This window comes from Zobellella sp. An-6 (assembly GCF_052487945.1).
Genome location: NZ_CP199259.1, coordinates 2,270,032 through 2,294,196 on the forward strand (window position 1 = coordinate 2,270,032; position 24,165 = coordinate 2,294,196).

Consider the following 24,165-nt stretch of genomic DNA (forward strand, 5'->3'; position numbering starts at 1 on the left):
TCATGGCCCACCGCCGCACCCAAAGCGCCCTGCTGCGCCTCAACCAGCTCATCACCCGCGCCGCCAACGAGGCCCGCAGCGTCGACGAAGCGATGCAGACCGCCCTCGATCTGGTCTGCGCCCACACCGGCTGGCCCCTGGGGCACGCCTGGTATCCATCCGCAGACGGGGATGGCCTGGTGTCGACCCGGCTCTGGCACCTGGGCGACGGCGAGCGCTTTCGCCTGTTCCGGGATCTCACCGAAGCCAGCCGCTACGGCTCCAGCATGGGCCTGCCGGAGCGGGTGCTGGCAAGCGGCGAGCCCGCCTGGATCCCGGACGTAACCCGGGACCCGGACTTCCAGCGTGCCCACCAGGGGCAGGACACCGGGGTGCGGGCCGGCGCCGCCTTTCCGGTGCTGTCCGGCAGCCAGGTCATGGCGGTGCTGGAATTCTTCTCCGACCGGGTTCAGGAGCCCGATCCGCCGCTGCTCGAACTGATGGCCCAGATCGGTACCCAGCTGGGCCGGGTGATGGAGCGGGAAGGCGCCGCCCGCGAGCTGCAGGAAAGCCGGCGCCGGCTGGCCACCCTGATGGCCAACCTGCCCGGCATCGCCTACCGGGGTCTGAACGACCCCCAGTGGACCATGACCTTCCTCAGCCAGGGCTGCCGGGCCCTGACCGGCTATGCGCCGGAAGAGGTCACCGCCGGCCGCCCCCACTATGCCGAGCTGGTCCACCCCGAGGATCGCGACACCCTGTGGCAACAGGTGCAGGAGGCCATTCAGAACAAGCGACCCTACCAGTTCGAATACCGCATCCATAGCCGCCACGGCGAGGAGAAATGGGTGTGGGAGCAGGGCTGCGGGGTGTTCGACGAGGCCGGTCGGCTGCAACTGCTGGAAGGCTTTATCACCGACATCACCGCCCGCCGCCAGGCCGAGCTGGAGCTGGCCCAGCAGTACCAGGAAACCCGCCGCCTGCAGGCCAGGGCCGAGGCCGCCCACCAGCAGTTGATCGAGGCCATCGAGTCCATCTCCGAGGGCTTTACCCTGTACGATGCCGACGACCGCCTGGTGGCTTTCAACTCCCGTTTTCGCGACGACTATTCGGCCGCGCCCGACATAGTGCGGGAGGGCATGCCCTTCCGGGATCTGATCCAGGCGGTGGTGGACCGGCGCCTGCTCGAGTTCGGCGAGGATGACGGCCGGCAATGGTTCGAGTGGCGCCTGGCGCAACGCCGCCATCCGGGGCCACCGTTCAAGCTCAAACGAACCAATGGCCTGCAGCTGCGGGTCAGCGAGCGCCGCACCAAAGACGGCGGCGTGGTCGCCATCTACACCGACATCACCGAGCTGGAAGAGCAGCGCGAGGATCTCGAGCGGCAGGTGCGGCTGACCGAAGAGGCCCAGCGCCGGGCCGAGTCGGCCCGGGATCAGCTGACCGAGGCCATCGAGTCCATCGCCGAGGGCTTTACCCTGTACGATGCCGACGATCGCCTGGTACTGTTCAATTCCCGCTTCAAGGAGCATTTCGCCCTGCCCAACGATCTGGTGGCGGTGGGCATGGCATTCGAGGCGCTGCTGCGCGACGTGGCCAAGCGGGGACACGTACCGCTGGGCTACGCCTCGGGAGAGCAGTGGATAGCCGAACGACTCGAACGACACCGGCATCCCCGCGGCCCCTACTTCTTTATCCGCAGTGACGGCCTCGCCATCCAGGTGAGCGAGCACCGCACCGGGGACGGCGGCTATGTGGCGGTGTACACCGACGTCACCGAGCTGGAACGCCACCGCCATCACCTGGAGGAGCTGGTGGCCGAACGCACCCAGGAGCTGCAGGCCACCACCGAGCAGTTGCGCCGCTCCCAGGCGGAGCTGCAGCGGGCCCGGGATCTGGCGGAGCAGGCCAGTCTGGCCAAGAGCGAGTTCCTGGCCAACATGAGCCACGAGATCCGCACCCCCATGAACGGGGTGATCGGTGTGGCCGAGCTGCTGGCCCGCACCGAGCTGACCGAGCAGCAGAGCGAATACCTGGCCATCATCGAGAAGTCGGCGGACACCCTGCTCGGCCTCATCAACGACATCCTCGACTTCTCCAAGATAGAGGCCGGTCGGCTGGAGCTCGATTCCCTGCCCTTCCAGCTGCGCGACACCCTGGGCGACACCCTGCAGACCCTGGCCCTGCGAGCCGACGAGAAGGGCCTGGAGCTGGCGGTGCACATCCCCACCGAGATCCCGGACCGGCTGGTGGGTGATCCGGTGCGGTTGCGCCAGGTGGTGGTCAACCTGGTGGGCAACGCCATCAAGTTCACCGAAAGCGGCGAAATCGTGGTGGACCTGGGGCTGAAAAAGCGACAGAAGACCCGCATCCGCCTGCATTTCGAGGTGCGCGACACCGGCATCGGCATCCCCGAGCATCAGCGCCGGCGCATCTTCGAGGCCTTCGCCCAGGCCGATGGCTCCACCACCCGCCAGAGCGGCGGAACCGGGCTGGGCCTGTCCATCGCCGCCCAGCTGGTGGGCATGATGGGCGGTCAGATCCGGGTGGACAGCGGCCCCGGCGGCCGGGGCAGCCGGTTCGCCTTCGACGCCGACTTCGGCCTGGCCGAGGAGCGCAACGAGCCACTGACCGCCCCGACCGCCCTGCACGGGCTCAGGGTACTGGTGGTGGACGACAACCACACCAACCGCATGATCCTCGAGGAAATACTGCAACACTGGGGCATGCGGCCGGTGCTGGCCCACAGCGCCATGCAGGCCCTGACCCTGCTCGACCAGAGCGGGGACGACCCCTTTCCCCTGGCTCTGCTCGACGTCATGATGCCGGGCATGGACGGCTTCGAGCTGGCCGCCCGCATCCGCGAGCGGCCGGCCCTGGCCGGCCTGCGCCTCCTGATGCTGTCCTCGGGGGGCTACTCGGGCGACACCGCCCTGCGCCGGCAATTGCGCATTTCCCGCCAGCTGATGAAGCCGGTGAAGCAGTCGGAGCTGCTCAATGCCGTGGGCGAGGCCCTGGGTACCGTGCTGGCCGAGGCCCCGCTGCCGCCCGGCGAGGCGGTAGCCCGGCCGCAGGCGCGCCGGGTACTGCTGGTGGAGGACGGCCTCACCAACCAGCGGGTGGCCATGGATCTGCTGCACCAGCGGGGCCACCAGGTGACGCTCGCCGAGAACGGGGAAGAAGCGGTCGCCGCCGTGGCCCAGGACAGCTTCGACGTGGTACTGATGGACATCCACATGCCGGTGATGGACGGCCTGGCCGCCACCCGGGCCATCCGCGTCCGGGAGGCCGATCACGGCGGTCATGTGCCCATCATCGCCATGACCGCCAGCGCCACCAAGGAAGACCGGGAGCGCTGCCTGGCCGCCGGCATGGACGACTATGTCACCAAGCCGTTCCGTGCCGCCGAACTCTACGCGGCGGTGGAGCAGCAGGCAGCCGCAGTCTCGGAACGGCGGGGGCCGCCCGCCACCACGGTGGCGGCACCGGAAATACCAGAAACGCCGGACACCGGCGCCATCCTGGACTGGGTTCAGGCCCTCGCCCGGCTGGAGGGCAACACTGCCCTGCTGGCGGAGATGGCCGGGCTCTTCCTGCAGGAGGCACCCGGCCTGCTACGGGCCATGACCGAGGCCCTCGCCCGGCAGGATACCGCCGAGCTGCGCCGGGCGGCCCACACCCTCAAGGGTTCGGCCCAGGTGGTGGGCGGCCGGGCTCTGGGTGAAGCCGCCCTGGCGCTGGAAACCCTGGCCCGCAACGGCGAGCTGGAAGCGGCGGCCGAGCAGCTGCCGCAGCTCGCACAACGGCTGGCCGAGCTGGAGTCGGTGCTGCGAGCCCAGCTGGCGACATAGCGAAGGCTTCATATGAAATCAAAACTGACGATGACGAACTCCGACTAACGTCGTAGGATATGCTTAGGTGAAAACAGTCTCCAGACGATACCGGCACGAGGATAGGGACGCCCTTGAGCATTATTCTCCCGAACAACCCGCTGAAGCGGCTGTCTCCATGGCTGCTGTTTTTTCTGCTGCTGCCCCCGGCACAGGCCCAATCCGTGCGGCTGGGACTCTACCATAATCCTCCCAAGATACTGGCCGATGCCCGGGGGCAAGCCACCGGCATCTTCGGCGATCTGATCGCCGAGATCGCGGCGGAAGAGGGCTGGCAGCTGGAGCCGGTGCCCTGCCAGTGGCAACAGTGCCTGGAGTGGCTGGCGGAGGGACGCATCGACCTGATGCCGGACGTGGCCTTTACCGAAGAGCGGGCCGCCCGCTTCGACTTTCACCGCACTCCCGCCCTGTTGAGCTGGTCCCAGATCTATACCGCGTCCCACCGCCGCCTCGCCAGCCTGCTGGAGCTGGACGGCAAGCGGCTGGCGGTGCTGCGCGGCTCGGTGCAGCAACAGTTCCTGAGCCAACTGGTCGACAGCTTCGGCCTGCGGGTGGAATGGTTGCCGCTCGACAGCCAGAACCAGGTGTTCGACGCCCTCGCCAGCGGCCGGGCGGATGCCGCCGCGGCCAACCATTTTATCGGCAACCTGCAGGCGGCCAGCCGGGATCTGGTGGCCTCCCCCATCCTGTTCCAGCCGAGCAAGCTCTATTTTGCCGTGCCAGCCGGCACCAATCCGGCCCTGCTGGCACGCATCGACCACCATCTGCAACGCTGGCAGTCGGACAACGACTCCCGTTATTTCGACATACTGGCACGCTGGAGCGGCCGGCCGGCTCAACCCCTGCCGCCGGCCCTGTGGTGGAGCCTGGGACTGCTGCTGGCAGCCCTGCTGCTGGCCATCGGCTTCAACCTGCTGCTGCGGCGCAAGGTTGCCGAGCGCACCTTCAGCCTGCAAGCCAGCGAAACCCGGCTCAACACCATCCTCGACAGCGTCGAGGCCTGTATCTATATCAAGGACGAGCAGCTGCGTTACCAGTACGCCAACCGCAAGGTGTGCGAGCTGTTCGGCACCACGCCGGCGCAGATCCTCGGCCAGACCGATGACCGCTTTTTCGACGCCGCGACCTGCACCCTGCTGCAACAGAACGACCTGCGAGTGCTGCGCCGGGGCGAGCGGGTGGCCGGGGAGGAAACCAACGGCCTGAACCACAAGGGGGAGCAACGCACCTTCCTCACGGTCAAACTGCCCCTGCGCCAGCCGGATGGCCGCATCCATGGCCTGTGCGGCATCTCCACCGACATCACCGAATACCGCCGGCTGCAGGAAGACCTGCACCAACTGGCTTTTTTCGATCCGCTCACCGGCCTGGCCAACCGCCGCCTGCTGCTGGACCGGCTGCGCCATGCCCTGGCCGGCAGCCAGACCACCGGTTACCAGGGGGCCCTGGTGCTGATCGACCTCGACAATTTCAAGGACATCAACGACAGCCGGGGACATGAGGTTGGCGACCAGTTGCTGCGGCAGACCGCCGATCGCCTGCGGCACAGCCTGGCCGGCACCGATAGCGCCGGCCGCCTGGGCTCCGACGAGTTCGTGCTGATCCTGGAGGATCTCAGCCCCCGCCAGGAAGACGCCATCCTGCAGGCCCGCAACCGGGCCCGGCAGCTGCTCGAACAACTGGCCAAGCCCTACAACATAGCGGGCAAGGAGCACCGTTGCTCCGCCAGCATCGGCATCGCCATGTTCTCCGATGTCCGGGGCAATATCGAGGAATTGCTCAAGGCCGCCGACCTGGCGATGTTTGCCGCCAAGGCCGACGGTCGCAACAATCTGCACTTCTTCAACCAGGCGATGCAGGAGGAGGTCAATCTCCGCAGCCGGCTGGAGCACGATCTGCGCCAGGCCATGGAGCGGGACGAACTGGAGCTGCACCTCCAACCCCAGGTCGACGCCGGGGAGCGGATCACCGGCATGGAGGCCCTGCTGCGCTGGCAGCACCCGGAGCTGGGCCCTGTTTCCCCCGCCGACTTCATCCCCCTGGCGGAGAGCAGCGGGCTCATCATTCCCCTCGGTGACTGGGTGTTGTCCAGGGCCTGCCGGCTGCTGGACGACTGGAGCCGGGAGCCGGCGCTGGCCCCGCTCAGGCTGGCGGTCAATATCAGTCCGCGCCAGTTCCGCCACCCGGACTTCGTGGCCAGCCTGCAACGCCTGCTGCGCGACAGCGGTGTCGAGCCGGCCCGGCTGGAGCTGGAGATCACCGAAAGCCTACTGATCGACGATATCGAGCAGACCATCGGCCGGATGGAGCAGCTGCGCCGGCTGGGGCTGCGTTTCTCCCTGGACGACTTCGGCACCGGTTACGCCTCTCTCGGCTACCTCAAGCGGTTGCCGCTCAGCCAGCTGAAAATCGATCAGTCCTTCGTGCGCGACCTGCTCAGGGATCCCAACGACGAAGCCATAGTGCGCACTATCATCGCCCTGGGCCACAGCCTGGACCTGCAGGTGATCGCCGAGGGGGTGGAAACCGCCGAGCAGGCAAGCCGGCTGCAGGAGCTGGGCTGCACCGCCTTTCAGGGCTACTGGTTCGGCCAGCCGGACAGCCCCCGGCACTGGCGCGCCCGGCTGAGCGAGCTCGCCGGGGCCGAGCGCCGCGCCGCCGGCGACTAGAGCTCGACCGCCCGCCCGATAAACTGGATGGGCCCGGTGGGCAGGCCAGTGGGCGAACCGCCGGCCTGCTCCAGGGTCAGCTCGAACAGCTGGTTGGGCGCCAGGGGCGGCAAGTCGTCCAGCGCGACGCGCAGCCGCTCACCCGGCGCCACCAGCCCCAGGGAGACGGGTTGGTTCCAGTCGTCGCCCTTGGTCCAGAATTCCAGCACCTTGTCCGCCGGCACCTCCACCGCGGCCAGCGGGATCAACTGAACTTCCCGCGGATCCCGCGCCTGCACCAGCCAGCCCGGCGTGCTCTGCTCCGGTGCCACCAGCACCACCACATAGCGCGGCTCGGGCAGGGGCCGCAAGACCTGCACGGCCAGCACCAGGCTCATGGTCAGGCCGGCGGCGGCCAGTCCCCGCCACCAGCCCAACCGCTGCCACCAGTGCCGGGGCCGGACAGGCGGACGCCAGCGGCCCAGGGCATCCAGGCTGCGCTCTACCCGGGGCCACAACCGGGGGGAAGGCGACCTCGGCTCGGCCAGTGCCGTCAGGGGATGCAGCCGCTCTTCCCACTCCGCCACCGCCTGTTGCAAGCGTTCGTCGGTCTCCAGGCGCTGCTCCAGACGTTGCCGCTCGTCGGCGGGCAGGGTACCCAGCACATATTCGCCGGCCAGGGCATAACGTTCGGGATCCTGCCGATGCAATTCGCTCATGCCATGCACTCCCGCAATGCCGCCAGGCTGCGCCGGATCCAGGCCTTGACGGTCCCCAGCGGGGCGCCCATACGGCCGGCGATCTCATGATGGGTGCAGCCGTCCACATAGGCGTGGAGTATACAGCTGCGCCGTTCGGGCTCGAGCTGCTCCAGGCAATGCTCGATGCGTCTGCCGTCCTCTTCCCAGGTAGCGGCGTCCTGGCGTTGTCGCCAGTGTTCGAACGACTGGCGGGCATCCAGGGCCGCGGCCATGGCTTCGTCCATCCCCAGTTCTCGCCCCCTGTTGCGTACCGCATTCAGGGCCAGATGGCGGGTCACACTGTAGATCCAGCCCCGGGCGGAGCCACGGGTCGGGTCGAAACTGTCGGCGCGCAGCCAGATGTTGATCAAGGCATCGTGCACTATGTCTTCCGCCAGGGCGTGGTCGCGCACGATGCGCATCACCACCCCGAGCAGACGGGATCCTTCCCGCTCATAAAGGCGATGCAGGGCACTGCGCTCTCCCCGGGCACAGGCCGCCAGCAGGGCCTGGTAATCCGTATCTGGTGTCGGTGTTGTCATCGGCGAGGCGCCATCCGCGAAGTAGTCAAACGAACCCATAGTAAGACTCAAGTGTAGACTACATCGGGACGGACAGCGCCCTTTCTCCTAGCCGGCTTTCCAGAAAATATAATCGGCCTGGTACCGGACTATCTGGCGCTCGCCCTTGTTGTCCTCGCCGCAGGCCATGGCCGGCGCCACCCCGCCCCGGGTATCCAGTCGCTGGATATAGGTGACGCCGGTCATGGCGCCCTCGCCCATGGCGGGGTTGGCCTGCACCAGCTGGTAGGGAATATTGCCCTCGCCGGCCGGTGCCACGGCCAGTTGGGTGGCGGTGACCCTGGAGCCGTCCGCCGCCTCCCAGGTGGCCGGCGGCCCGAAATAGCGACCCACCGGCTTGCCGCTGCGATCATTCAGCACCGCATCCGGCCCCATGAACACCCAGCCCAGTTCACCGGGGGCGTCTGGCTTGTCGCGGCATTCGTAGGTGATTTCACCTACCCCCACGGTTTCCCAGGCCACCTGGTGGCCTGCCGGCACCTGTATACTCTCGGGCACTCGGGCCTGGGCGGCGGAGGCGAGGCCGAGCAGCAGGGCCGGGGCCAGCACCGGAATCATCTTGCGGTGAAGCTTTTGCATGTCATGTCTCCTTATGACGGTCGTATCGAGCGCGGCAACGGGTGCCACCCTTGTACTACCCGCCAGGAGCACAAACGGATGCAGGCAAAAATAAATTTTTTGTCTTTTTCGCAGGGTCAGGGACCCTCGCCCTGGCGGGCCGACAGCAGGGCCGCCCTGAGTTCGGCTTGGGAGCCCCGGCCCAACTCTCCGGCGAAACGCGCCACCGCCCAGCCGAGCCGGGCCGGACGAAAGCGGATCAGGCGGGCCAGCTCCGCCAGGGCCGGCGGCAGCTGGTCGCGGCGATGGACCATGCCGCCGGCCGCATCCTCCACCAGGTAGACGATTTCCCCCACCCCGGCGTACAGGGCCCGGGTCAGGCACATCGGGCAGGGCTCCAGGCTCACCCAGAGGCTGAGCCCGGTGGCGGCGGGACGCACCGGCAGTCGTTCAAAGGCATCCAGCGCCTGCATCTCGGCGTGGGCCGCCGAGCAGAAACCACTGCTGAACACCCGGTTCTGCCCCTGCGCCCAGATCCGGCCCGAGGCATCCATCAGCCAGGCCGCCACCGGGTAGTCGCCCCGCGTCCCGGCCGCCAGGGCATCGGCCAGCAGGCCCAGGGCCGGACCGTCGTCCGCCGTTTCGGCCTTGAGTCCCGCCAGTCGTTCCGTCCAGTCCATGCGCCCACCCTCCTCTTCGAAGTTGCAGATAGTGTAGCCGCCGCTCCGGCAGGCGGGTGTCACCACCTCTGCCGCTCCCTTTGGCGGCTTACGACGCCGGGGAAGGCCAGCGTACCTGGCAGACCTCGGCGGGGATGCCGACCCGGTGGAAGAAAGCCAGCCAGCGGTGCTGGTTGTCCTGCAGCCGGTCGCCCGGCCCCTTGACCTCGACCAGCCGGTAGTGGCCCTGGTCCGGATACAACTGGATCAGATCCGGCAGGCCGCTGCCGTGGCCACGCAGATCCGACAGCAGGCGGGTGAAGATGGCGCTGAGATGCGCCGGCGGTATGCAGCTCAGCGTCCGCTCCAACAGCGGCTCGGACAGCACCGGCCAGGCCAGCAACGGGCAACTGATGCCCCGCTTCTGCCGGTAACACGCCATGATGGCAGCGTGGTAACTGCCGTTCTCCAGCCGGGCCAGGCAGGCATCGAGCAAGTCCCGCCGCCGCTCGGCGAAACCGGGCCGGTACAGGTCCGCCGGCCCGGCGTGGAAGGGATGGAAGAAGGCGCCGGGCAGGGGCGCGTACAGGGCCTCCCAGCACAGCAGCGCCAGCAGGCCGTTGAACAGCTGGTTCTCCACGTAATAGACCGGGGCGTCCGGCCCGGCCAGGGCCTCGGCCGCCGCCAGCTCGACCCGCACGCCGGACGCCGGCAGCGTCAGGGTGCGGGTAGGGATGGCGGCCTCGGTGACGGACACCGGCGCCGGGGCCCCCACCTTTTTATAGAGCCGGCGATACAGCCGCTGCAGGCCCTGCAGCTCGGCCTCGTCCCGGGGCTGTGCCAGCCCCGCCTGCACCAGGGCAAAGGCGTCGCCATGGTCACCCCGGCGCTCCAGCCCCCGCGCCAGCCGCAGTCGGGCCTCGGGGTGACGGCTCTGCCGGTAGGCCCGCTCGGCGCCGTCTCGGTCGCCGGCCCGTTCCGCCGTCCGGGCCAGCGCGAACAGCAGCTTGTCCTGCCGGGCCGCCAGCCAGTCGTTGTCTGGCCGGGCCGGCAGGGCGTCCAGCAGGGTGGCCGGCGCCTCGCCCTGCTCCAGCCGCTCCCGCAGCCGGTGCAGGAGTAGATACTGATCCACCTCGGCCCGGAAGCGGAAGGTGCGGGACTCGGGCGTGAAGGCCACGGTTTCGTAGCGCTGGTTGCCCAGTTCGGTGAGCACGAATTCGGACCAATCCTGGCGCAGGTTGCCGAAGAACATCAGCCGCAGTCGCTCGAACAGGGGCTTGCAGGCGAGGCTCAGCAGGCGATCCTGGCTTGCGGGCCACCAGTCGGCGAATGGCCTGGAAACGGCGTATTCGGGCCGGGCCTGCAGCCAGTCCCGTTTCGCCCCTTTGGCAGCGCGGGCCAGCCCGGCCCCGGCGAAGGCCTCGGCAAAGCAGGCATCCAGCTCCGCCAGGGTGAGCTGGTCGGTCAGTGCCGCCACCGATATCGACGCCCCGCCCTGCACCAGCCCGAGCGACAGCAGCTCCTCCGCGGCCGGAGACGGATCTCCAATCTCCGGGTAGCGCAGCCGGCTCAGCCGAAAATGCTCGCCCTTGCGCATCACCATGCGCACCAGCAGGGCCCGGGCTTCGCGCCCGGCGCCGAGCCAAGCGGCCAGCTGCGCCTTTTCCCCGTCCAGCAGCAGCTCGCCATGGTGGTCCAGCACCCAACCCACCAGGGTGCGGGCATTGGCCAGGTAGTAGAAGGGATCCGCCAGCGGCGCCGCTCTCAACCGCATATCAGAATTCCTTTTTCATCGCTGCAGGCTTTCCAGCAGGCCGCTCTGGCGCTCCACCCGGCGGGCGATGGCCTGCTCGAACACCCCGGGGCGCGGCTCCAGCAAGGTGAACCAGTGCCGGGCGCGGGTGATGGCAGTGTAGAGCAGCTCCTTGGTGAGCACGGGATTGAGGCTTTCCGGCAGCATCAGGGCGGTGTGGGCGAACTCGGAGCCCTGGGACTTGTGCACCGTCATGGCGAACACCGTCTCCACCGCCCCCAGCCGGCTCGGCAGGATAAAGCGCAGGCCGCCGCTGCCGTCGTTGCGGGGAAAGGCCACCCGCAACACCGGCCTGCCGTCCTGCTCCGGCAGGCGCAGGGCGATGCCGATGTCGCCGTTCATCAGGCCGAGGCCGTAGTCGTTGCGGGTCACCAGCACCGGCCGCCCCTCGTACCAGCCCTGATCCGCCTCGAGCAGACCCTGGCGGTGCAGCAGGGCGGCGATGCGCAGGTTGAGCCCCTCCACTCCCCAGGGTCCCCGGCGCACGGCGCACAGCAGGCGGAACTGGTCGAAGGCGGCCAGCACCCCGGCCGTCCAGCCGGTCCAGGCCGGGTCGGCGAAGGGGGTCTCGGGCGCCGGGCGCGTGGCCTGCATCCGCTCGAGATAATGGCCGTAGCCCGGGGCCCGGCCCCGTCCCTGGTGCAGCAGCCGGTCGAGGGCCCTGTCCTGCTCGCCCCTGAGGCGCAGGCCGGCCACCTCGTCGCCGCCGCCGAGCACCGCCCGGGCGGCCCCGGCCCGCTGCTCGTTCACCGCCCGGGCCAGCTGGCCGATGCCGGAGCCGCCGGCGAAGCGGCGGGAATGGCGCAGCATCAGGATGCGCTGGGCCAGGGGGTAGCGACCCTCGGCATCGGGCACCAGCGCCGGGTGGGCCAGCCGCTCGCCGCTGACCTGCTCGAGCCAGCGTACCCGTTCGGGCTGGTAATGGCCCTGCTCCGCGTGGCGGCACAGATCGCCCAGCAGGGCCCCCGCCTCCACCGAGGCCAGCTGATCCCTGTCCCCCAGCAGCAGCAGCCGGGCATGGGCCGGCAGCGCCGACAACAGGCAGGCCATCATTTCGAGATCGATCATCGAGGCCTCGTCCACCACCAGCACGTCCAGGGGCAGCGGATTGCCGGCGTGATGGCGGAAGTGGCGGCTGTCGGGCAGGCTGCCCAGCAGCCGGTGCAGGGTGCCGACCTCGGTGGGGATGCGGCGACGCACCGCCTCGTCCACCGGCAGCGAGGCCACCTGGGCGCCGATCGACTCGGTAAGCCGGGCCGCCGCCTTGCCGGTGGGCGCCGCCAAGCGGATGCGCAGGGGCTGCTCCGCCGTGGCCTGCAGCAGGGCCAGCAGCCGCACCACGGTAGTGGTCTTGCCGGTGCCGGGACCGCCGGTGATCAGGGTGAAGCCGCTCGCCGCCGCCAGGGCGCAGGCCAGCTTCTGCCAGTCGGTCTGGCGCTCGCCGTCCAGCACCAGGGGCTCGGGAAAGAGCCGCTCCAGCCAGGCGGGCAGATCCTGAGGCACCGGCCTGTCGTCGCGGATGCGCGCGGCAAGCGAGCGCGCCACCGCCTGCTCGTAGTTCCAGTAGCGGCGCAGGTAGAGGCGTCCGCCGTGCAGCACCAGGGGCCGCTCGGCTTCGCCCTCGGGGCCGGCCACCAGGGGGCTGGCCGCCAGGGCCGAGCGCCAGTCGTCCAGGGTGAGGCCGGCGAGCAGGCGCGAGGGCAGCCAGGCGTCGGCCAGGCCTTCCTCCCCTTCCGGCGGCAGCGACAGGGCGAAGTCGGGCTCGGCCAGGGTAGCCGCCAGATCCAGGCAGACGTGGCCGTGGCCGAGCTGGTGGCTGGCGAGCGCCGCCGCCAGCAGCACCCTGGCCTCGGCGTCCGGGTCCAGCCCGGCGAAAAAGCCCGCCAGGGCCCGGTCCAGGGGCCGCAGCCAGCCCAGATCGAGCCAGCGCTCGAGCAGCGCCAGCAGTTCCCGCTGGCCGGCCAGGGGCGTGATGGTAGCCGTCATGGCGCTGTCTCCTCGGGCTGTTGGTGGCGGAACAGGGCGTCCAGGCCTTCGATCAGCGCCTTCGGCGGCCGGTCGAACCAGACCGCGCCGGGCCGGCGCACGAACAGGTAGAGGGCTCCGCCCATGTGGCGGTCGTAGTCGTAATCGGGCAGGCGCAGCCGCAGCTGGCGGTGCAGGGCCAGCAGGTAGAGCAGGTACTGCAGATCGTAGCGGTGCCTGAGCACCTGGCCGGCCATGGCCTCCCGGGTGTAATGTTCGTCCTCCGGGCCCAGCCAGTTGGACTTGTAGTCCACCAGGTAGTAGCGCCCCTCATGCTCGAACACCAGATCGACAAAGCCCTTGAGCATGCCGTTTAAGGTATCGGGGGCCAGTTCGGGCCGCTCCCGGCCCGGCAGCACCGTCTGTTGCGCCAGCCGGTCCAGGCGCTGCACCGGCACCCGGCTCACCTCCAGCCAGAACTCCATCTCGGGCTGGTAGTGGGACAGTCCGGCCAGGGTCGGTCCGCCCTCGAACAGGGGCGTGTCCAGCAGGCCCAGCAGCCAGTCCGCCAGGGGATCCGTCCAGTCGGCGAGCCCGCGCAGCTGGCAGCGCCGGGCGATCTGGTCCCGGAGCGCCCCGGGGTTATCGGCCAGCCGCTCCCTGAGCGCCAGCTCCAGCAGGCCGTGCAGGAAGGTGCCCGCCGCCGGGCCACGGGCGAAGCGGTGCAGGCTGGGATGCTCGCCGGGGCGCAGGGGCACGAAGGCCAGCTCCAGCTCGTCGTCGCCGGCCTTGCCCGCCTCGGGCCGCTCGGGCGAGGCGTCGTCGAAGCGCCGGCCAGTCGCCTCCCGGGTGCGCAGGGCGCTGTAGGAGGCGATCCACCAGTGCTCGGCGGCCGGCCGGGCCGGCACCGCCCACACCGGGGGGGCCTCGTCGCCCGCGGCTTCGGTCCAGCATTCGTCGCCCGGCTCGGGCGCCGGGCACAGCCGGGTATGGGCGCACACCAAAGGGACGAGCCAGTCGGCCAGGGGGCCGGCAAGCGGGCTGCCGCCGCCCAGCACCCGGCCCATGGCCGAGTCGTGCAGGCGCGAGCTCTTGCCGTTGCCGACCCCGATGTCGGCCAGCCCCAGCCAGCAGGCGTGGCGGGCCCGGGTAAGGGCCACGTACAGCAGGCGCAGATCCTCCCCCAGCCGCTCCCGCTCGGCCAGGGCCTTTTCCTCCTCGCTGGGATTGAGCACCAGACGCTTGCGCCGGCCGTCGTAAAGCTGCACCGGGCCGCCCTTGCCGCCGCTTTCCCGGAAGGAGCAGATAAAGGGCAGAAACACCAGGGGGTACTCCAGGCCCTTGGACTTGTGAATGGTCACCACCCGCACCAGATCCGCGTCGCTCTCGAGCCGGAGCACCTGCTCGTCGGCGGCCTCGGCGCCCGCCTCCCGGGCCTCGGCCAGGTGGCGGATCAGCGCTTGCTCGCCGTCCAGGCCGGCGGCGGCCTGCTGCAGCAGCTCGGCCAGGTGCAGCAGGTTGGTCAGGCGGCGCTCGCCCTCGGCGCCCGCCATCAGCCGGGCCGGCAGGCCGAAGTCGTGCAGCAGCCGGTGCACCATGGGCAGCACTCCCTGGCGCTGCCAGCAGCGGCGGTAGTCCCTGAACTGCAGTACCCGCCGTTCCCAGTGGCGCTCGTCCTGGTTGAGCCGCTCAAGCTCGGCCAGGCCGAGCCCCAGGGTGGCGGTGGCCAGCGCCGCCCGCAGGCGGGCGTCCTGCTCGGGCTCGGCGCAGGCACGCAGCCAGAACAGCAGATCCAGCGCCTCCGGGCTCTGGTAGACCGAGTCCTTGTCCGACAGGTAGACGCTCTTTACCCCGAGTTCCGCCAGCGCCCGGCGGATGGCCTGGGCCTCGCGGAAACCGCGCACCAGCACGGCGATGTCGCGGGAACGCACCGGCGCGAACCCGTCCGCCCCGGCGAAGCCCGCCTGGCCCCCGCGGCCCAGGTTCAGCAGCCGCACTATCTCGCCGGCGCAGCGCCCCGCCATCTGCGCCACATAGGCGCCGCCGGAAAAGGGCTTGCCGTCGGCGCCGTCGAGCTGCCACAGGGTCAGGGCGGGCTGGACCTCGCCACCGCACTGCCAGCGCTCCTGCCGACCCCGGGCCGCGACCGGCGCGAAGGGCAGCGGGTTCTGCCCGCCCCGGCGGAACAGGAAGGCGCCCTCGGGGTGCTGCTCGGCCCGCTCGAACAGCCGGTTGACCGCGTCCACCATGGCCTCGGAGGAGCGGAAGTTGGTGTCCAGGCTGTAGTGCCGGCCCTCGGTGGCGGCGCGCGCCGCCAGGTAGGTATGGATGTCGGCGCCGCGAAAGGCGTAGATGGCCTGCTTGGGATCGCCGATCATGAACAGGCCTCGGTCGGCGCCGTTGTCGGCCACCCGATAGATGGCGTCGAAAATGCGGTACTGGAGCGGGTCCGTGTCCTGGAATTCGTCGATCAACGCCACCGGAAACTGGCGGCGGATCACCTCGGCCAAACGCGGGCCGTTCTCCCCCGCCAGGGCCTGATCCAGCCGGGTCAGCATGTCGTCGAAGCCCATCTCGGCCCGGCGGCGCTTTTCCGCCTCGAAGCGGCGGCGCACCCAGGCGGCGGCATGGCGCAGGGGGGTCTCGGGAGGTGCGGCAAGGGCAGAAAGCTGCCCGGGCAGCGTCTGCATGGCCGTAAAGGCGGGGTGCGATGGTGCGTTTCCGTCTTTCCAGGCTTCCGCTATCCCCTCGGGCGTCAAACGGTAAAGAGCCGCCTCGCTGAGCGAAAGCTCAACCTCATCACTCTTGAGCCAATGGCGTATGGCCGCCAGCCAGCCGTCGGTTCGCTTGGCCTGTAGCCATTTGCCGTGTACCTGTTTTGCCGCTATCGCCGATTGCAGCAGACCATCAATTTCTTCCAGCCAAGCGCTCCAAGGCGCCTTGAGTTCGGCCAGCGCCCGCTCGCGTTCGCTTAAGGCGCCTTCCAGCAGGGCGCCCAGCTCGCCGCCGGCGTTATCCTGCTCCCCCAGCAGGGGGCGCAGCTGGCGCAGCAGCCGGTCCGGGGTTTGCCAGTGCGCCATCACCCAGTCGAGGGCGTCGCCGTCCAGGGGGTAGCACTGGCGGCGCCAGTAATCCCGCGCCACCTCGGCCAGCAGCTCGCCGTGATCCGTTTCCAGGGTCTGGGTAAAGAGGCTGCCGCTGTCGAAGGCGTGCTCGCGCAGCATCCGCTGGCACCAGCCGTGGATGGTGGACACCGCCGCCTCGTCCATCCACTGGGCGGCGATGTCGAGCCGGTGGGCGCAGGCGGGCCAGCGCTCGGGTGCGAAGTCGGCCTTCAGGGTGTCGAGCAGGGCATCGCCCTCGCGCTCGCCGCGAAACACCGCCGCCGCCTCCACCAGGCGGGCGCGGATGCGATCCTTGAGCTCCTTGGTGGCGGCGTCGGTGAAGGTCACCACCAGGATCTCCGGCGGCAGCAGCTCGCGGGCAAAGCCCTGCTCGCCGCCGTGGCCCAGCACCAGCCGCAGGTACAGGGCCGAGATGGTAAAGGTCTTGCCGGTGCCGGCGCTGGCTTCGATCAGCCGGCTGCCGTGCAGCGGAAAGGTCAGCGCCAGGGGACGCGGTGCCGTCATGATGAGGCCTCCTGCGGTTCCGGTTGCGGGCCATGCGCGAGCAATGGCCGGTAGAGCCGCTCGCACCAGGCGGCGAAGTGGCCGTCGGCGGTGAGGGCGTCGAAGTCGGGATAGTGGCGGGCCAGGGCGCCGCTCTCGGCGCGCTCGCCGCCGGGGCCGAAGCCGTCACCCTCGTAGGCCTTGCGGGCGGCCTGCCCGGCCTTGCCCTCGTCCTCCTGGCCGAGCCAGGCCATGGCGGTCTTGAGCGCCACCGGCAGGGGCGCCGTCATGCCCGCCTGCAGCGCCTCCAGCCAGCCTTGCACCAGCTGCCGCGCGGTGTCCCGCTCAAGGGGCGTGCCGTGCAGGGTGGCGTCCTCCCCCACCAGGTAGAGCCAGAGCTCAATGCCGCAGGCGCAGGCTACCGCCTGGGCGACAAAGGCGCGCAGGGTGCGATGCCATTTGGGCCCGCTCTTGCCGAGCAGTTCCCCGGGCTGCAGTTCGATCAGCGCCAGCCTGTCGCCCTGCCGGCGCAGGCCGCCGAGCCAGCCTTCCAGTTGCAGGCCGCCGTGCTCAAGGGCCAGCGGCAGGGGGGAGTTCAGCGGTGCGGGCCAGGCATGACACAAGGCCCGGTAGCGGGCCAGCTGGTCCGGCAGCGCCGCCTCCACCTCGGCGCGCAGCCGCTCGCCAAAGCCCGCCAGCGGTAGCCGGCCCTGACCCTGCAGCCTGGCCGCGGCCCGGGCCAGGGCCGGCTGTGCCTCGTCGGCGCCGGCGGCGGCCTCCAGCAGCTCGCGCTTGATCACATAGCGCTCCAGGCCGTCCAGGGCGAAGGGCTCCTCGTCCAGCCGGACGGCGGCGACCTCATCCAGCACCACCTTGAGCCGGCGGGAATAAAAGCTCGCCACCGGCTGGCGCAAAAACTGCTGCAACTGCTCCGGGGCGACCGGCTCCTCGGGCTGCCAGGGCGGCAGGGGGCCCTCGGCTTCGGGGGCCCTGTCCCGGGCGGCCCACTCCCGGGCGTAGCTGACCAACCCCTCGCCGCTGAAATAGCGCCGGCTGAAGGGCTGCAGCGGGTGCTCGGTGGTGATCGCCGACAGCAGCTCGCCGCCGTCGGCCAGCCGCCATTGCCCCAGCAGATCCCTAAGCTGGCCCACCAGCACCGAGGGCGGGCGCTCGCCGTTGTCGCGGATGCTGCGCCCCACCCAGCTGATATAGAGCCGGTCCCGGGCCGAGAGCAGCGCCTCCAACATCAGGTAGCGGTCGTCCTCCCGCCGGGAGCGGTCGCCGGGCCGGTAGTCCCCGGCCATCAGATCGAAGTCCAGCGGGGTGACGCTGCGCGGGTAGTCGCCGTCGTTCATGCCGAGCAGGCAGACCTGGCGGAAGGGGATGGCGCGCATCGGCATCAGGGTGCAGAAGTTCACCGCCCCGGCCAGAAAGCGCTGGCTGAGCCGGCCCTGCTCCAGGGCCCCCAGCCAGGCCTCGCGCACCACGGTGAGCGGCAGCGGCTCGGCCAGCGCCACCTCGGCACACAGCGCCTGCCACTGCTCCAGCGACTCGGTGAGCCCGTTCAGCAGCTCCTGCTCCTGCTCGCCCTCGGCCAGGAAGAAGCGCGCCAGCAGCCCCTGCAGCCGCGCCGTCCAGTCGTCGGCCGGCACGCGCTCGGCCAGTTGGTCGTGCAGGGCGTCGATGGCGTCGAGCAGGCCCGCCAAGGGGCCGATGACGGCCGCGTCCAGGCCGCCGATTTCGTCGTAGGGCTCGATCTCGGCCCAGGGCTCCCCCGCCCCCACCGCGTAGCCCAGCAGCATGCGGCGCAGGCCGAAGCGCCAGCTGTTCTGCTCCAACGCCGGCAGGCCCAGGGCGGCCCGGCGGCGGGCGTCCAGCCCCCAGCGGATGCCCGCCCCCTCTATCCAGCGGTGCAGCACCGGCAGATCCGCCTCCTCGATGCCGAAGCGCCGGCGCAGGGCGGCCACATCCAGCAGATCCAGCACCTCGCTCACCGGCAGCCGGCTCTCGGGCAGGCGCAGCAGGTGCTCCAGGGCGATCAGCAGCGGCTCCCGGCCCCGGCTGCCCTGATCCGCCAGGGTAAAGGGAATGAAACGATCGTCGTCCCGGCCGTACTGGCCGAACACCGCCTGGACATGGGGCGCATAGAGGTTGATGTCGGGCACCATCACGATGATGTCCCGCGGGCGCAGGGTCTCGTCCTCGGCAAAGCGCGCCAGCAGCTGGTCGTGCAGTATCTCCAGCTCCCGCTGGGCGCTGTGGGCGATGTGGAAGCGCACACTCAGCTGCTGGCGTTCGAGCGGCGGCCAGTGGTCGCGGCTTTCCGCCGGCGGGCGCAGGTTGAGGATGTCGTCCTGCAACTGGCCCAGCAGGTGATCGGTGTCGCCCGGGCCGAACAGGTCGATGCGCTCGCCCAGGGCGTCGAAACGCGCCTGGTACTGGCCGGGATCGTCCAGGCTGTCGAGCAGGTTGATGTAGTCCCGCCCCTGCTTGCCCCAGGCCGCCAGCAGCGGGTGGGCGTGCTGGTGCAGCTCGGCTTCATCCAGGCCCGGGGCCAGGCCGCCCTTGCGGGCGTGGCGGCGGTACTGGTGGCGCAGCAGATCCTGGTCCGGCACTATGTCGCCCCAGTGGTGCTGGCAGGGGTTGTGCACGCACAGCAGCACCTGGCTGAAGCGGGCCATGGCGGCCAGGGCCTCCAGGGTCTGGGCCGGCAGCGAGGAGATGCCGAACACCACCACCCGGCGTGGCAGCCCCGCCGGGCGGCGCTCGCAGGCGCGCAGCTCGGCCACGAAGCGCGGATGCACCCCGGCCCGGCTGCCGGCCAGCTCCTGTTCGCCCACGTCCGCCAGCAGCGCCCGCCACAGGGCCGGCTGCCAGCGCACCGCCGGATCCAGGGCCACCCGGCCCCGGCGCAGGCTGACTATCTCGTCCCGCCCCTCGGCCCAGGCGGCCAGCCAGTCGGCCCGGTAGACCTGATACTGATCGAACAGGTCCGCCAGCCGCTCGGCCAGCTGGTAGCGCTTGCGATAGTCGGCGTCGTCCTGCAAAAAGCGGTGCAGGGGCGTGAACACGGCCTCGGCCAGCAGCCCCGGCAACAGCCGCATCAGCCGCCAGGTGAGCGGCGCCTTGTCCAGCGGCGACTGGCGGGGAATGCTGTCGCTGCCGAGCACGGCCCGGTAGCTCGTCCACAAAAAGCGCGCCGGCAGCTCCACCTGCACGGCGGCGGCGATGCCGCCGCTGCGGTGCTCGGCCAGGGCCAGCTTGAGCCACTGGGCGATGCCGTTGCTCTGCACCAGGATCACCTCGTTCTCGAGCGGCGCCAGGGGATGGCGCCGCATCCAGGTCACCGCCAGCTCGCGCAATGCCTCCAGCTGGTTGCCGTGCACCACCATCAGGCCGGGGGCGAGGTTGTCGTCATGCTGCATCTGGGTTCCTTATACCGCTCCGTTCGACACCCATCATAGCGCCGAACAGACGCGCCGGGCAGTTGAAACGGCAAACGGAAAAAAGCGGGAGACAAGGCCGGGATGGTAGCAAGGCCGGGCACAGCGGGAAAGGGTGGCCGCTTGTATTGTCGCCCCCGCGAAGGCGGGGGTCCATGGGATGGCACCGGGCATCAGCCTGCCCGGTGCTGCAAGCGGCCACCGCCTCAGGGCGACTCCGCCTCGTCGACGGCGTCCATCCAGAACAGTTCCCAGATATGACCGTCCGGATCTTCGAAGGCGCGGCCGTACATAAAGTCGTACTCTTCCGGTTCCCGCGCTTCCCGGCCGCCGGCGGCCAGCACCTTGGCCATCAGCTCGTCGACCCGGGTGCGGCTTTCCAGCTGCAGCGCCAGCAGCACCTCGGTGGTGCTGGCGGCGTCGGCGATCGGCTTGCGGGTAAAGCGCCGAAAGCTGTCCGGCGTGTGCAGCATGGCGTAGATGGTGTCGGAAATCACCAGGGCGGCGGCCTGCTCGTTGGTGAAACGGGGGTTGAACGCCAAGCCCAGCGCCTCGAAAAAGCGCATGGCGCGGGGCAGGTCCGCCACCGGCAGGTTGACGTAGATGGCCTGGGGCATAAGGTACTCCTTGTGATGATGAAGGATTAGTCCAGGGAAGCTTCATCCTGGCAGAGCAGGTGGATGATCTGGGCCGGGTTGGCTATCCAGAAGGCGGCAAAGCCTTCCGGCAGCGGCTCGATTTCGTCCCGGCGCACCACGCCGGCGGCCTGCAGGTGTTCGGCGGCGCCCTCGAGATCGTTGGTGACCACCTCGAGCCAGGTTTCGGCCTGGCTGAGCCCGGGCACCTTGTCTATCCACAGCTGGCAGGCGCCGAACTCGAAGGCCACCGACGGCAGCTGTTTGTCGACCTGGCGCAGCGCCAGCACGTCGCGGTAAAAGGCCACCGTGGCCTCGAACTGATGGGGCGGAACCTTGAGCGCGATATTGCGCCCGCCGCCGAAGCGGAGTGACTGGGTCATGGGGCCTCCCGGGGTCCGGTTGAGGATACGTCCCCTCAGTATAGGAGGCACCGGGTTTGCCGGACCCACTTCAGTGGACCAACAGGGCACCGGCGCCGGGGTTCGGTCGAATAAATTCGGCCGACAGGGGATCGGTTTTGTACGGCGCAATAAAACAACTACCGGGGTTCGCCGCCATGCGACCGGGCCAGCAGCATATAGAGCGAGGGCACCACGAACAGGGTGAAGAAGGTGCCGATGGCCATGCCGCCCACCAGCACCAGGCCGATGGCGTTGCGCGCCGCTGCCCCCGGGCCGTCCACCAGGATCAGCGGAAAGTGCCCCGCCACCGTGGCCATGGAGGTCATCAGCACCGGCCTCAGCCGGGTCATGGCCGCCTCCTCGATGGCCGCCCGCTTGGCCAGGCCCCGCTCCTGCAGCTTGTTGGCGAACTCCACGATCAGGATACCGTTCTTGGCGATCAGTCCCACCAGGGTCACCAGCCCCACCTGGGCATAGATGTTCATGGTGGTGGTCCAGCCGTCGGTCCAGTAGGGCAGGTCCGGGTTGGGCATCTTCAGCAGGGTGAACACCAGGGCCCCGAACATGGCCAGGGGCACCGAGCCCAGCAGGATGACGAAGGGATCGCGGAAAGAATTGAACTGCACCGCCAGCACCAGGAAGATCATCAGCACCGCCAGCCCCAGGGCCGGCAGGAAGCGGCCGCCCTCGGTGCGCAGCTGGCGCGACTCGCCGGTGTAGTTGACGCTGTAGTCCGCCGGCAGTATGTCCCGCGCCGCCTGCTCCAGCACCCCCAGGCCCTCGTCCAGGCGGGCGGTCATGCCCGACAGCTTGATGGCGTTGAGCTGCTGGAAGCGGTTGAGGGAGCGCGGCACCGTGCCGGGGCGCAGGGTGGCGAAGGCGCTGAGCGGCACCAGGTTGCCGTCGGGGCCGGTGACGTGGATATCCTTGAGCTGCTCCGGGTTGAGCCGCTCTACCCGCGCCAGCTGGGGGATCACCTTGTAGGCGCGGCCCCGCACGTTGAAACGGTTGACGTAGTTGCCCCCCAGGGCCGCCCCCAGATCGGCGCCCACCTGCTGGTTGGTCAGCCCCAGGGCCGCCACCTTCTGGTGATCGAGCACGATTTCGGTCTGCGGCTGGTCGACCTTGAGATCGATTTCGGGCGGAAAGTAGAACAGGCCGCTTTCCATCGCCACCTGCTGCAGACGCTCCGCATAGGGCAGCATCTGCTCCGGCTCGGCGGTGGAGGCGATGATGAATTCCACCGGGAAGTTGCTGCCCCCGGGCAGGGCCGGCGGCTGGCCGGCAAAGATCTGCAGGCCGGGAATGGCCGACAGCCCCGCCTGTATCTCGGGCACGATGTCGGAAATGGTGCGCTCGCGCTCGCCCCAGGGACTGACCACCATGCCGCTGAAGCCGCCCACCCCCATGGCCGCGGCGAAAGGGTCCGAGGGCGACAGCAGGATCTGGAAGGTCAGCTCCCGCTCGGGCGCCTCGAGGAACACCTGCTCCGCCGCCCGGCCGAAGTGGATCTTCTGATCCGCCGAGGCGTTGGCGGCGTTGTTGATGATGGCGAACATAAAGCCCTGATCCTCGAGCGGCGCCAGCTCCTTGGGCGAGAACAGGTACATGGGCACCACCGCCAGGCTGAGCGCCGCCCACAGGGCATAGACCGCCGGCCGACCGTTCAGGCTGTGGTCCAGCACCCGGCCGTAACGCGCGCGCAGCCGGTCGAAGCGGTGGTTGATCCAGCCGGTCAGGCCCCGCTCCTCCCGCTCGGCGCTGCGCAGCAGGCGGGCGCTCATCATCGGCGACAGGGTCAGCGCCACCAGGCCGGAGATGGTGACGGCCCCGGCCAGGGTGAGGGCGAACTCCCGGAACAGGGCGCCGGTGAGTCCGCCCTGCAGGCCGATGGGGGTATAGACCGCCGCCAGGGTGATGGTCATGGTGATAATGGGCCCAATCAGTTCCCTTGCCCCCACCAGGGCCGCCTCCCGCGGGGTCCGCCCCTCGCGCAGGTGGCGCTCGACGTTTTCCACCACTACTATGGCGTCGTCCACCACCAGGCCCACCGACAGCACTATGGCCAGCAGGGTGAGCAGGTTGAGGGTGAAGCCCAGGGTCTGCATCAGGAAGACGGCGCCGATCAGCGACACCGGTATGGCCATCACCGGCACCAGCACCGAGCGCACCGAGCCCAGGAACAGGAAGATGACCACCACCACTATGCTCAGGGTGTCGATCAGGGTGCCCACCACCTCGCGGATGGCGTTGTCGATGTATTCGGAGGCGTCGTAGGCCAGGCGGGCCTCCAGCCCCGGCGGCAGCTCCGGCTCGAGTGCCGCCAGGTCGACCCGCACCCCCTGGATCACCTCGATGGTGTTGGTATTGGGCAGGGGGAAGATGCCCATGAACACCGCCGTTTCGCCGTTGAAGCTGACCTCGGTGTCGTAGTCCTCGGCGCCCAGCTCCACCTCGGCCAGGTCCTGCAGCCGCACTATGGTGTCGTTCTCCCGGCGGATCACCAGCTGGCGGAACTGTTCCACCGTATGCAGATCGGTGTTGGCGGTGAGGTACACCTGCACCAGGGCGCCCTTGGTGCTGCCCACCGCCGAGATGAAGTTGTTGGCCGCCAGGGCGGCGCGCACCTGGGCCGGGCTGACGTTGAGCGCCGCCATCCGCTCCGGCTGGAGCCAGACCCGCATGGCGAAGGTGCGCGCCCCGAAGATCTCGGCCCGCTGCACCCCGGCCAGGGCCGCCAGCCGGGGCTGTACCACCCGCACCAGGTAGTCGGTGATGTCGCTCTGAGACAGGCTGGACGAGGAAAAGCTCAGGTAGGCGGCGGCGAACTCGGAGTCTGCCGACTGCACGCTGATGGAAGGCAGCTCCGCCTCCGCCGGCAGTTCGTTGCGCACCTGGTTGACCTTGGCGGTGATGTCGGCCAGCGCCTTGGTCGGCTCGTAGTTGAGCTTGAGCCGGGCGGTGACCAGCGACAGCCCGAGCAGGCTCTTCGACTCCACGTAATCGATGCCGTCGGCGGAGGCGATGGCGCCCTCGATGGCGGTGGTGACGAAGCCGCGCACCACCTCGGCGCTGGCCCCCACATAGGGGGTGGCGACGATGACGGCGGCGTTCTCGCTCTGGGGATACTGGCGCACGCTGAGCGACCACCAGGCCTGCAGCCCGGCGATGACGATGACGATATTGACCACCAGCGCCAGCACCGGCCGGTGGATGAAGAGATCGGTAAAGGCCTTCATGGC

Annotated in this window: 13 protein-coding genes; 2 read left to right on the forward strand and 11 right to left on the reverse strand. The window is 69.6% G+C overall.

Going from position 1 to position 24,165, the window contains the following annotated elements; genetic code table 11:
* The first annotated feature begins 2 nt into the window (after positions 1 to 2).
* On the forward strand, positions 3 to 3,830 hold the full coding sequence (locus ACT7DK_RS10575; protein ID WP_445398917.1) for a PAS-domain containing protein: 3,828 nt from the start codon (positions 3 to 5) through the stop codon (positions 3,828 to 3,830).
* Between the two features lie 113 nt (positions 3,831 to 3,943).
* The gene (locus tag ACT7DK_RS10580; RefSeq protein WP_445398919.1) at positions 3,944 to 6,538 is read left to right on the forward strand and encodes an EAL domain-containing protein; all 2,595 of its coding nucleotides are present in this window, start codon (positions 3,944 to 3,946) and stop codon (positions 6,536 to 6,538) included.
* Here the strand turns inward: ACT7DK_RS10580 and ACT7DK_RS10585 are convergent.
* From ACT7DK_RS10585 to ACT7DK_RS10635, 11 genes are all read right to left on the reverse strand, one after another.
* Positions 6,535 to 7,236, reverse strand: a complete 702-nt coding sequence (locus tag ACT7DK_RS10585; protein ID WP_445398921.1) for an anti-sigma factor — start codon at positions 7,234 to 7,236, stop codon at positions 6,535 to 6,537. The genes ACT7DK_RS10580 and ACT7DK_RS10585 overlap by 4 nt on opposite strands.
* On the reverse strand, positions 7,233 to 7,838 hold the full coding sequence (locus ACT7DK_RS10590) for a sigma-70 family RNA polymerase sigma factor (RefSeq protein ID WP_445398923.1): 606 nt from the start codon (positions 7,836 to 7,838) through the stop codon (positions 7,233 to 7,235). The genes ACT7DK_RS10585 and ACT7DK_RS10590 overlap by 4 nt, the downstream gene beginning before the upstream one ends.
* Positions 7,839 to 7,886: 48 nt before the next feature.
* Positions 7,887 to 8,417: a DUF3455 domain-containing protein gene (locus ACT7DK_RS10595; protein WP_445398925.1), complete on the reverse strand. Its 531-nt coding sequence runs from the start codon at positions 8,415 to 8,417 to the stop codon at positions 7,887 to 7,889.
* Positions 8,418 to 8,533: 116 nt separating this feature from the next.
* Entirely contained in the window at positions 8,534 to 9,076 is a 543-nt protein-coding gene (locus tag ACT7DK_RS10600) for a nucleoside deaminase (RefSeq protein ID WP_445398927.1), read from the reverse strand.
* A gap of 88 nt (positions 9,077 to 9,164) precedes the next feature.
* The gene (locus ACT7DK_RS10605; RefSeq protein WP_445398929.1) at positions 9,165 to 10,829 is read right to left on the reverse strand and encodes a VRR-NUC domain-containing protein; all 1,665 of its coding nucleotides are present in this window, start codon (positions 10,827 to 10,829) and stop codon (positions 9,165 to 9,167) included.
* 15 nt (positions 10,830 to 10,844) lie between these two features.
* On the reverse strand, positions 10,845 to 12,854 hold the full coding sequence (gene recD, locus ACT7DK_RS10610) for an exodeoxyribonuclease V subunit alpha (protein ID WP_445398931.1): 2,010 nt from the start codon (positions 12,852 to 12,854) through the stop codon (positions 10,845 to 10,847).
* Entirely contained in the window at positions 12,851 to 16,462 is a 3,612-nt protein-coding gene (recB, locus tag ACT7DK_RS10615) for an exodeoxyribonuclease V subunit beta (RefSeq protein WP_445398933.1), read from the reverse strand. The genes recD and recB overlap by 4 nt, the downstream gene beginning before the upstream one ends.
* Positions 16,459 to 19,866: an exodeoxyribonuclease V subunit gamma gene (recC, locus tag ACT7DK_RS10620; RefSeq protein WP_445398935.1), complete on the reverse strand. Its 3,408-nt coding sequence runs from the start codon at positions 19,864 to 19,866 to the stop codon at positions 16,459 to 16,461. Before recC ends, recB begins: the two co-directional genes overlap by 4 nt.
* Positions 19,867 to 20,090: 224 nt before the next feature.
* Positions 20,091 to 20,501 (reverse strand): VOC family protein, encoded by a 411-nt coding sequence (locus ACT7DK_RS10625; protein ID WP_445398937.1) that lies wholly within the window; start codon positions 20,499 to 20,501, stop codon positions 20,091 to 20,093.
* A 26-nt stretch (positions 20,502 to 20,527) separates the two neighbouring features.
* Positions 20,528 to 20,902, reverse strand: a complete 375-nt coding sequence (locus tag ACT7DK_RS10630) for a VOC family protein (protein ID WP_445398939.1) — start codon at positions 20,900 to 20,902, stop codon at positions 20,528 to 20,530.
* A gap of 158 nt (positions 20,903 to 21,060) precedes the next feature.
* Entirely contained in the window at positions 21,061 to 24,162 is a 3,102-nt protein-coding gene (locus ACT7DK_RS10635; protein WP_445398941.1) for an efflux RND transporter permease subunit, read from the reverse strand.
* Positions 24,163 to 24,165 lie beyond the last annotated feature (3 nt).

Excerpts from the sequence above, each read along its gene's own strand:
- ACT7DK_RS10600 (WP_445398927.1), bottom strand. The coding sequence starts at position 9,076 with ATGGACTGGACGGAACGACTGGCGGGACTCAAGGCCGAAACGGCGGAC.
- recB (WP_445398933.1), bottom strand. The coding sequence starts at position 16,462 with ATGACGGCACCGCGTCCCCTGGCGCTGACCTTTCCGCTGCACGGCAGC.
- ACT7DK_RS10605 (WP_445398929.1), bottom strand. The coding sequence starts at position 10,829 with ATGCGGTTGAGAGCGGCGCCGCTGGCGGATCCCTTCTACTACCTGGCC.
- ACT7DK_RS10635 (WP_445398941.1), bottom strand. The coding sequence starts at position 24,162 with ATGAAGGCCTTTACCGATCTCTTCATCCACCGGCCGGTGCTGGCGCTG.
- recD (WP_445398931.1), bottom strand. The coding sequence starts at position 12,854 with ATGACGGCTACCATCACGCCCCTGGCCGGCCAGCGGGAACTGCTGGCG.
- ACT7DK_RS10585 (WP_445398921.1), bottom strand. The coding sequence starts at position 7,236 with ATGAGCGAATTGCATCGGCAGGATCCCGAACGTTATGCCCTGGCCGGC.
- ACT7DK_RS10630 (WP_445398939.1), bottom strand. The coding sequence starts at position 20,902 with ATGACCCAGTCACTCCGCTTCGGCGGCGGGCGCAATATCGCGCTCAAG.
- ACT7DK_RS10575 (WP_445398917.1), top strand. The coding sequence starts at position 3 with ATGGCCCACCGCCGCACCCAAAGCGCCCTGCTGCGCCTCAACCAGCTC.
- recC (WP_445398935.1), bottom strand. The coding sequence starts at position 19,866 with ATGCAGCATGACGACAACCTCGCCCCCGGCCTGATGGTGGTGCACGGC.
- ACT7DK_RS10590 (WP_445398923.1), bottom strand. The coding sequence starts at position 7,838 with ATGGGTTCGTTTGACTACTTCGCGGATGGCGCCTCGCCGATGACAACA.
- ACT7DK_RS10595 (WP_445398925.1), bottom strand. The coding sequence starts at position 8,417 with ATGCAAAAGCTTCACCGCAAGATGATTCCGGTGCTGGCCCCGGCCCTG.
- ACT7DK_RS10625 (WP_445398937.1), bottom strand. The coding sequence starts at position 20,501 with ATGCCCCAGGCCATCTACGTCAACCTGCCGGTGGCGGACCTGCCCCGC.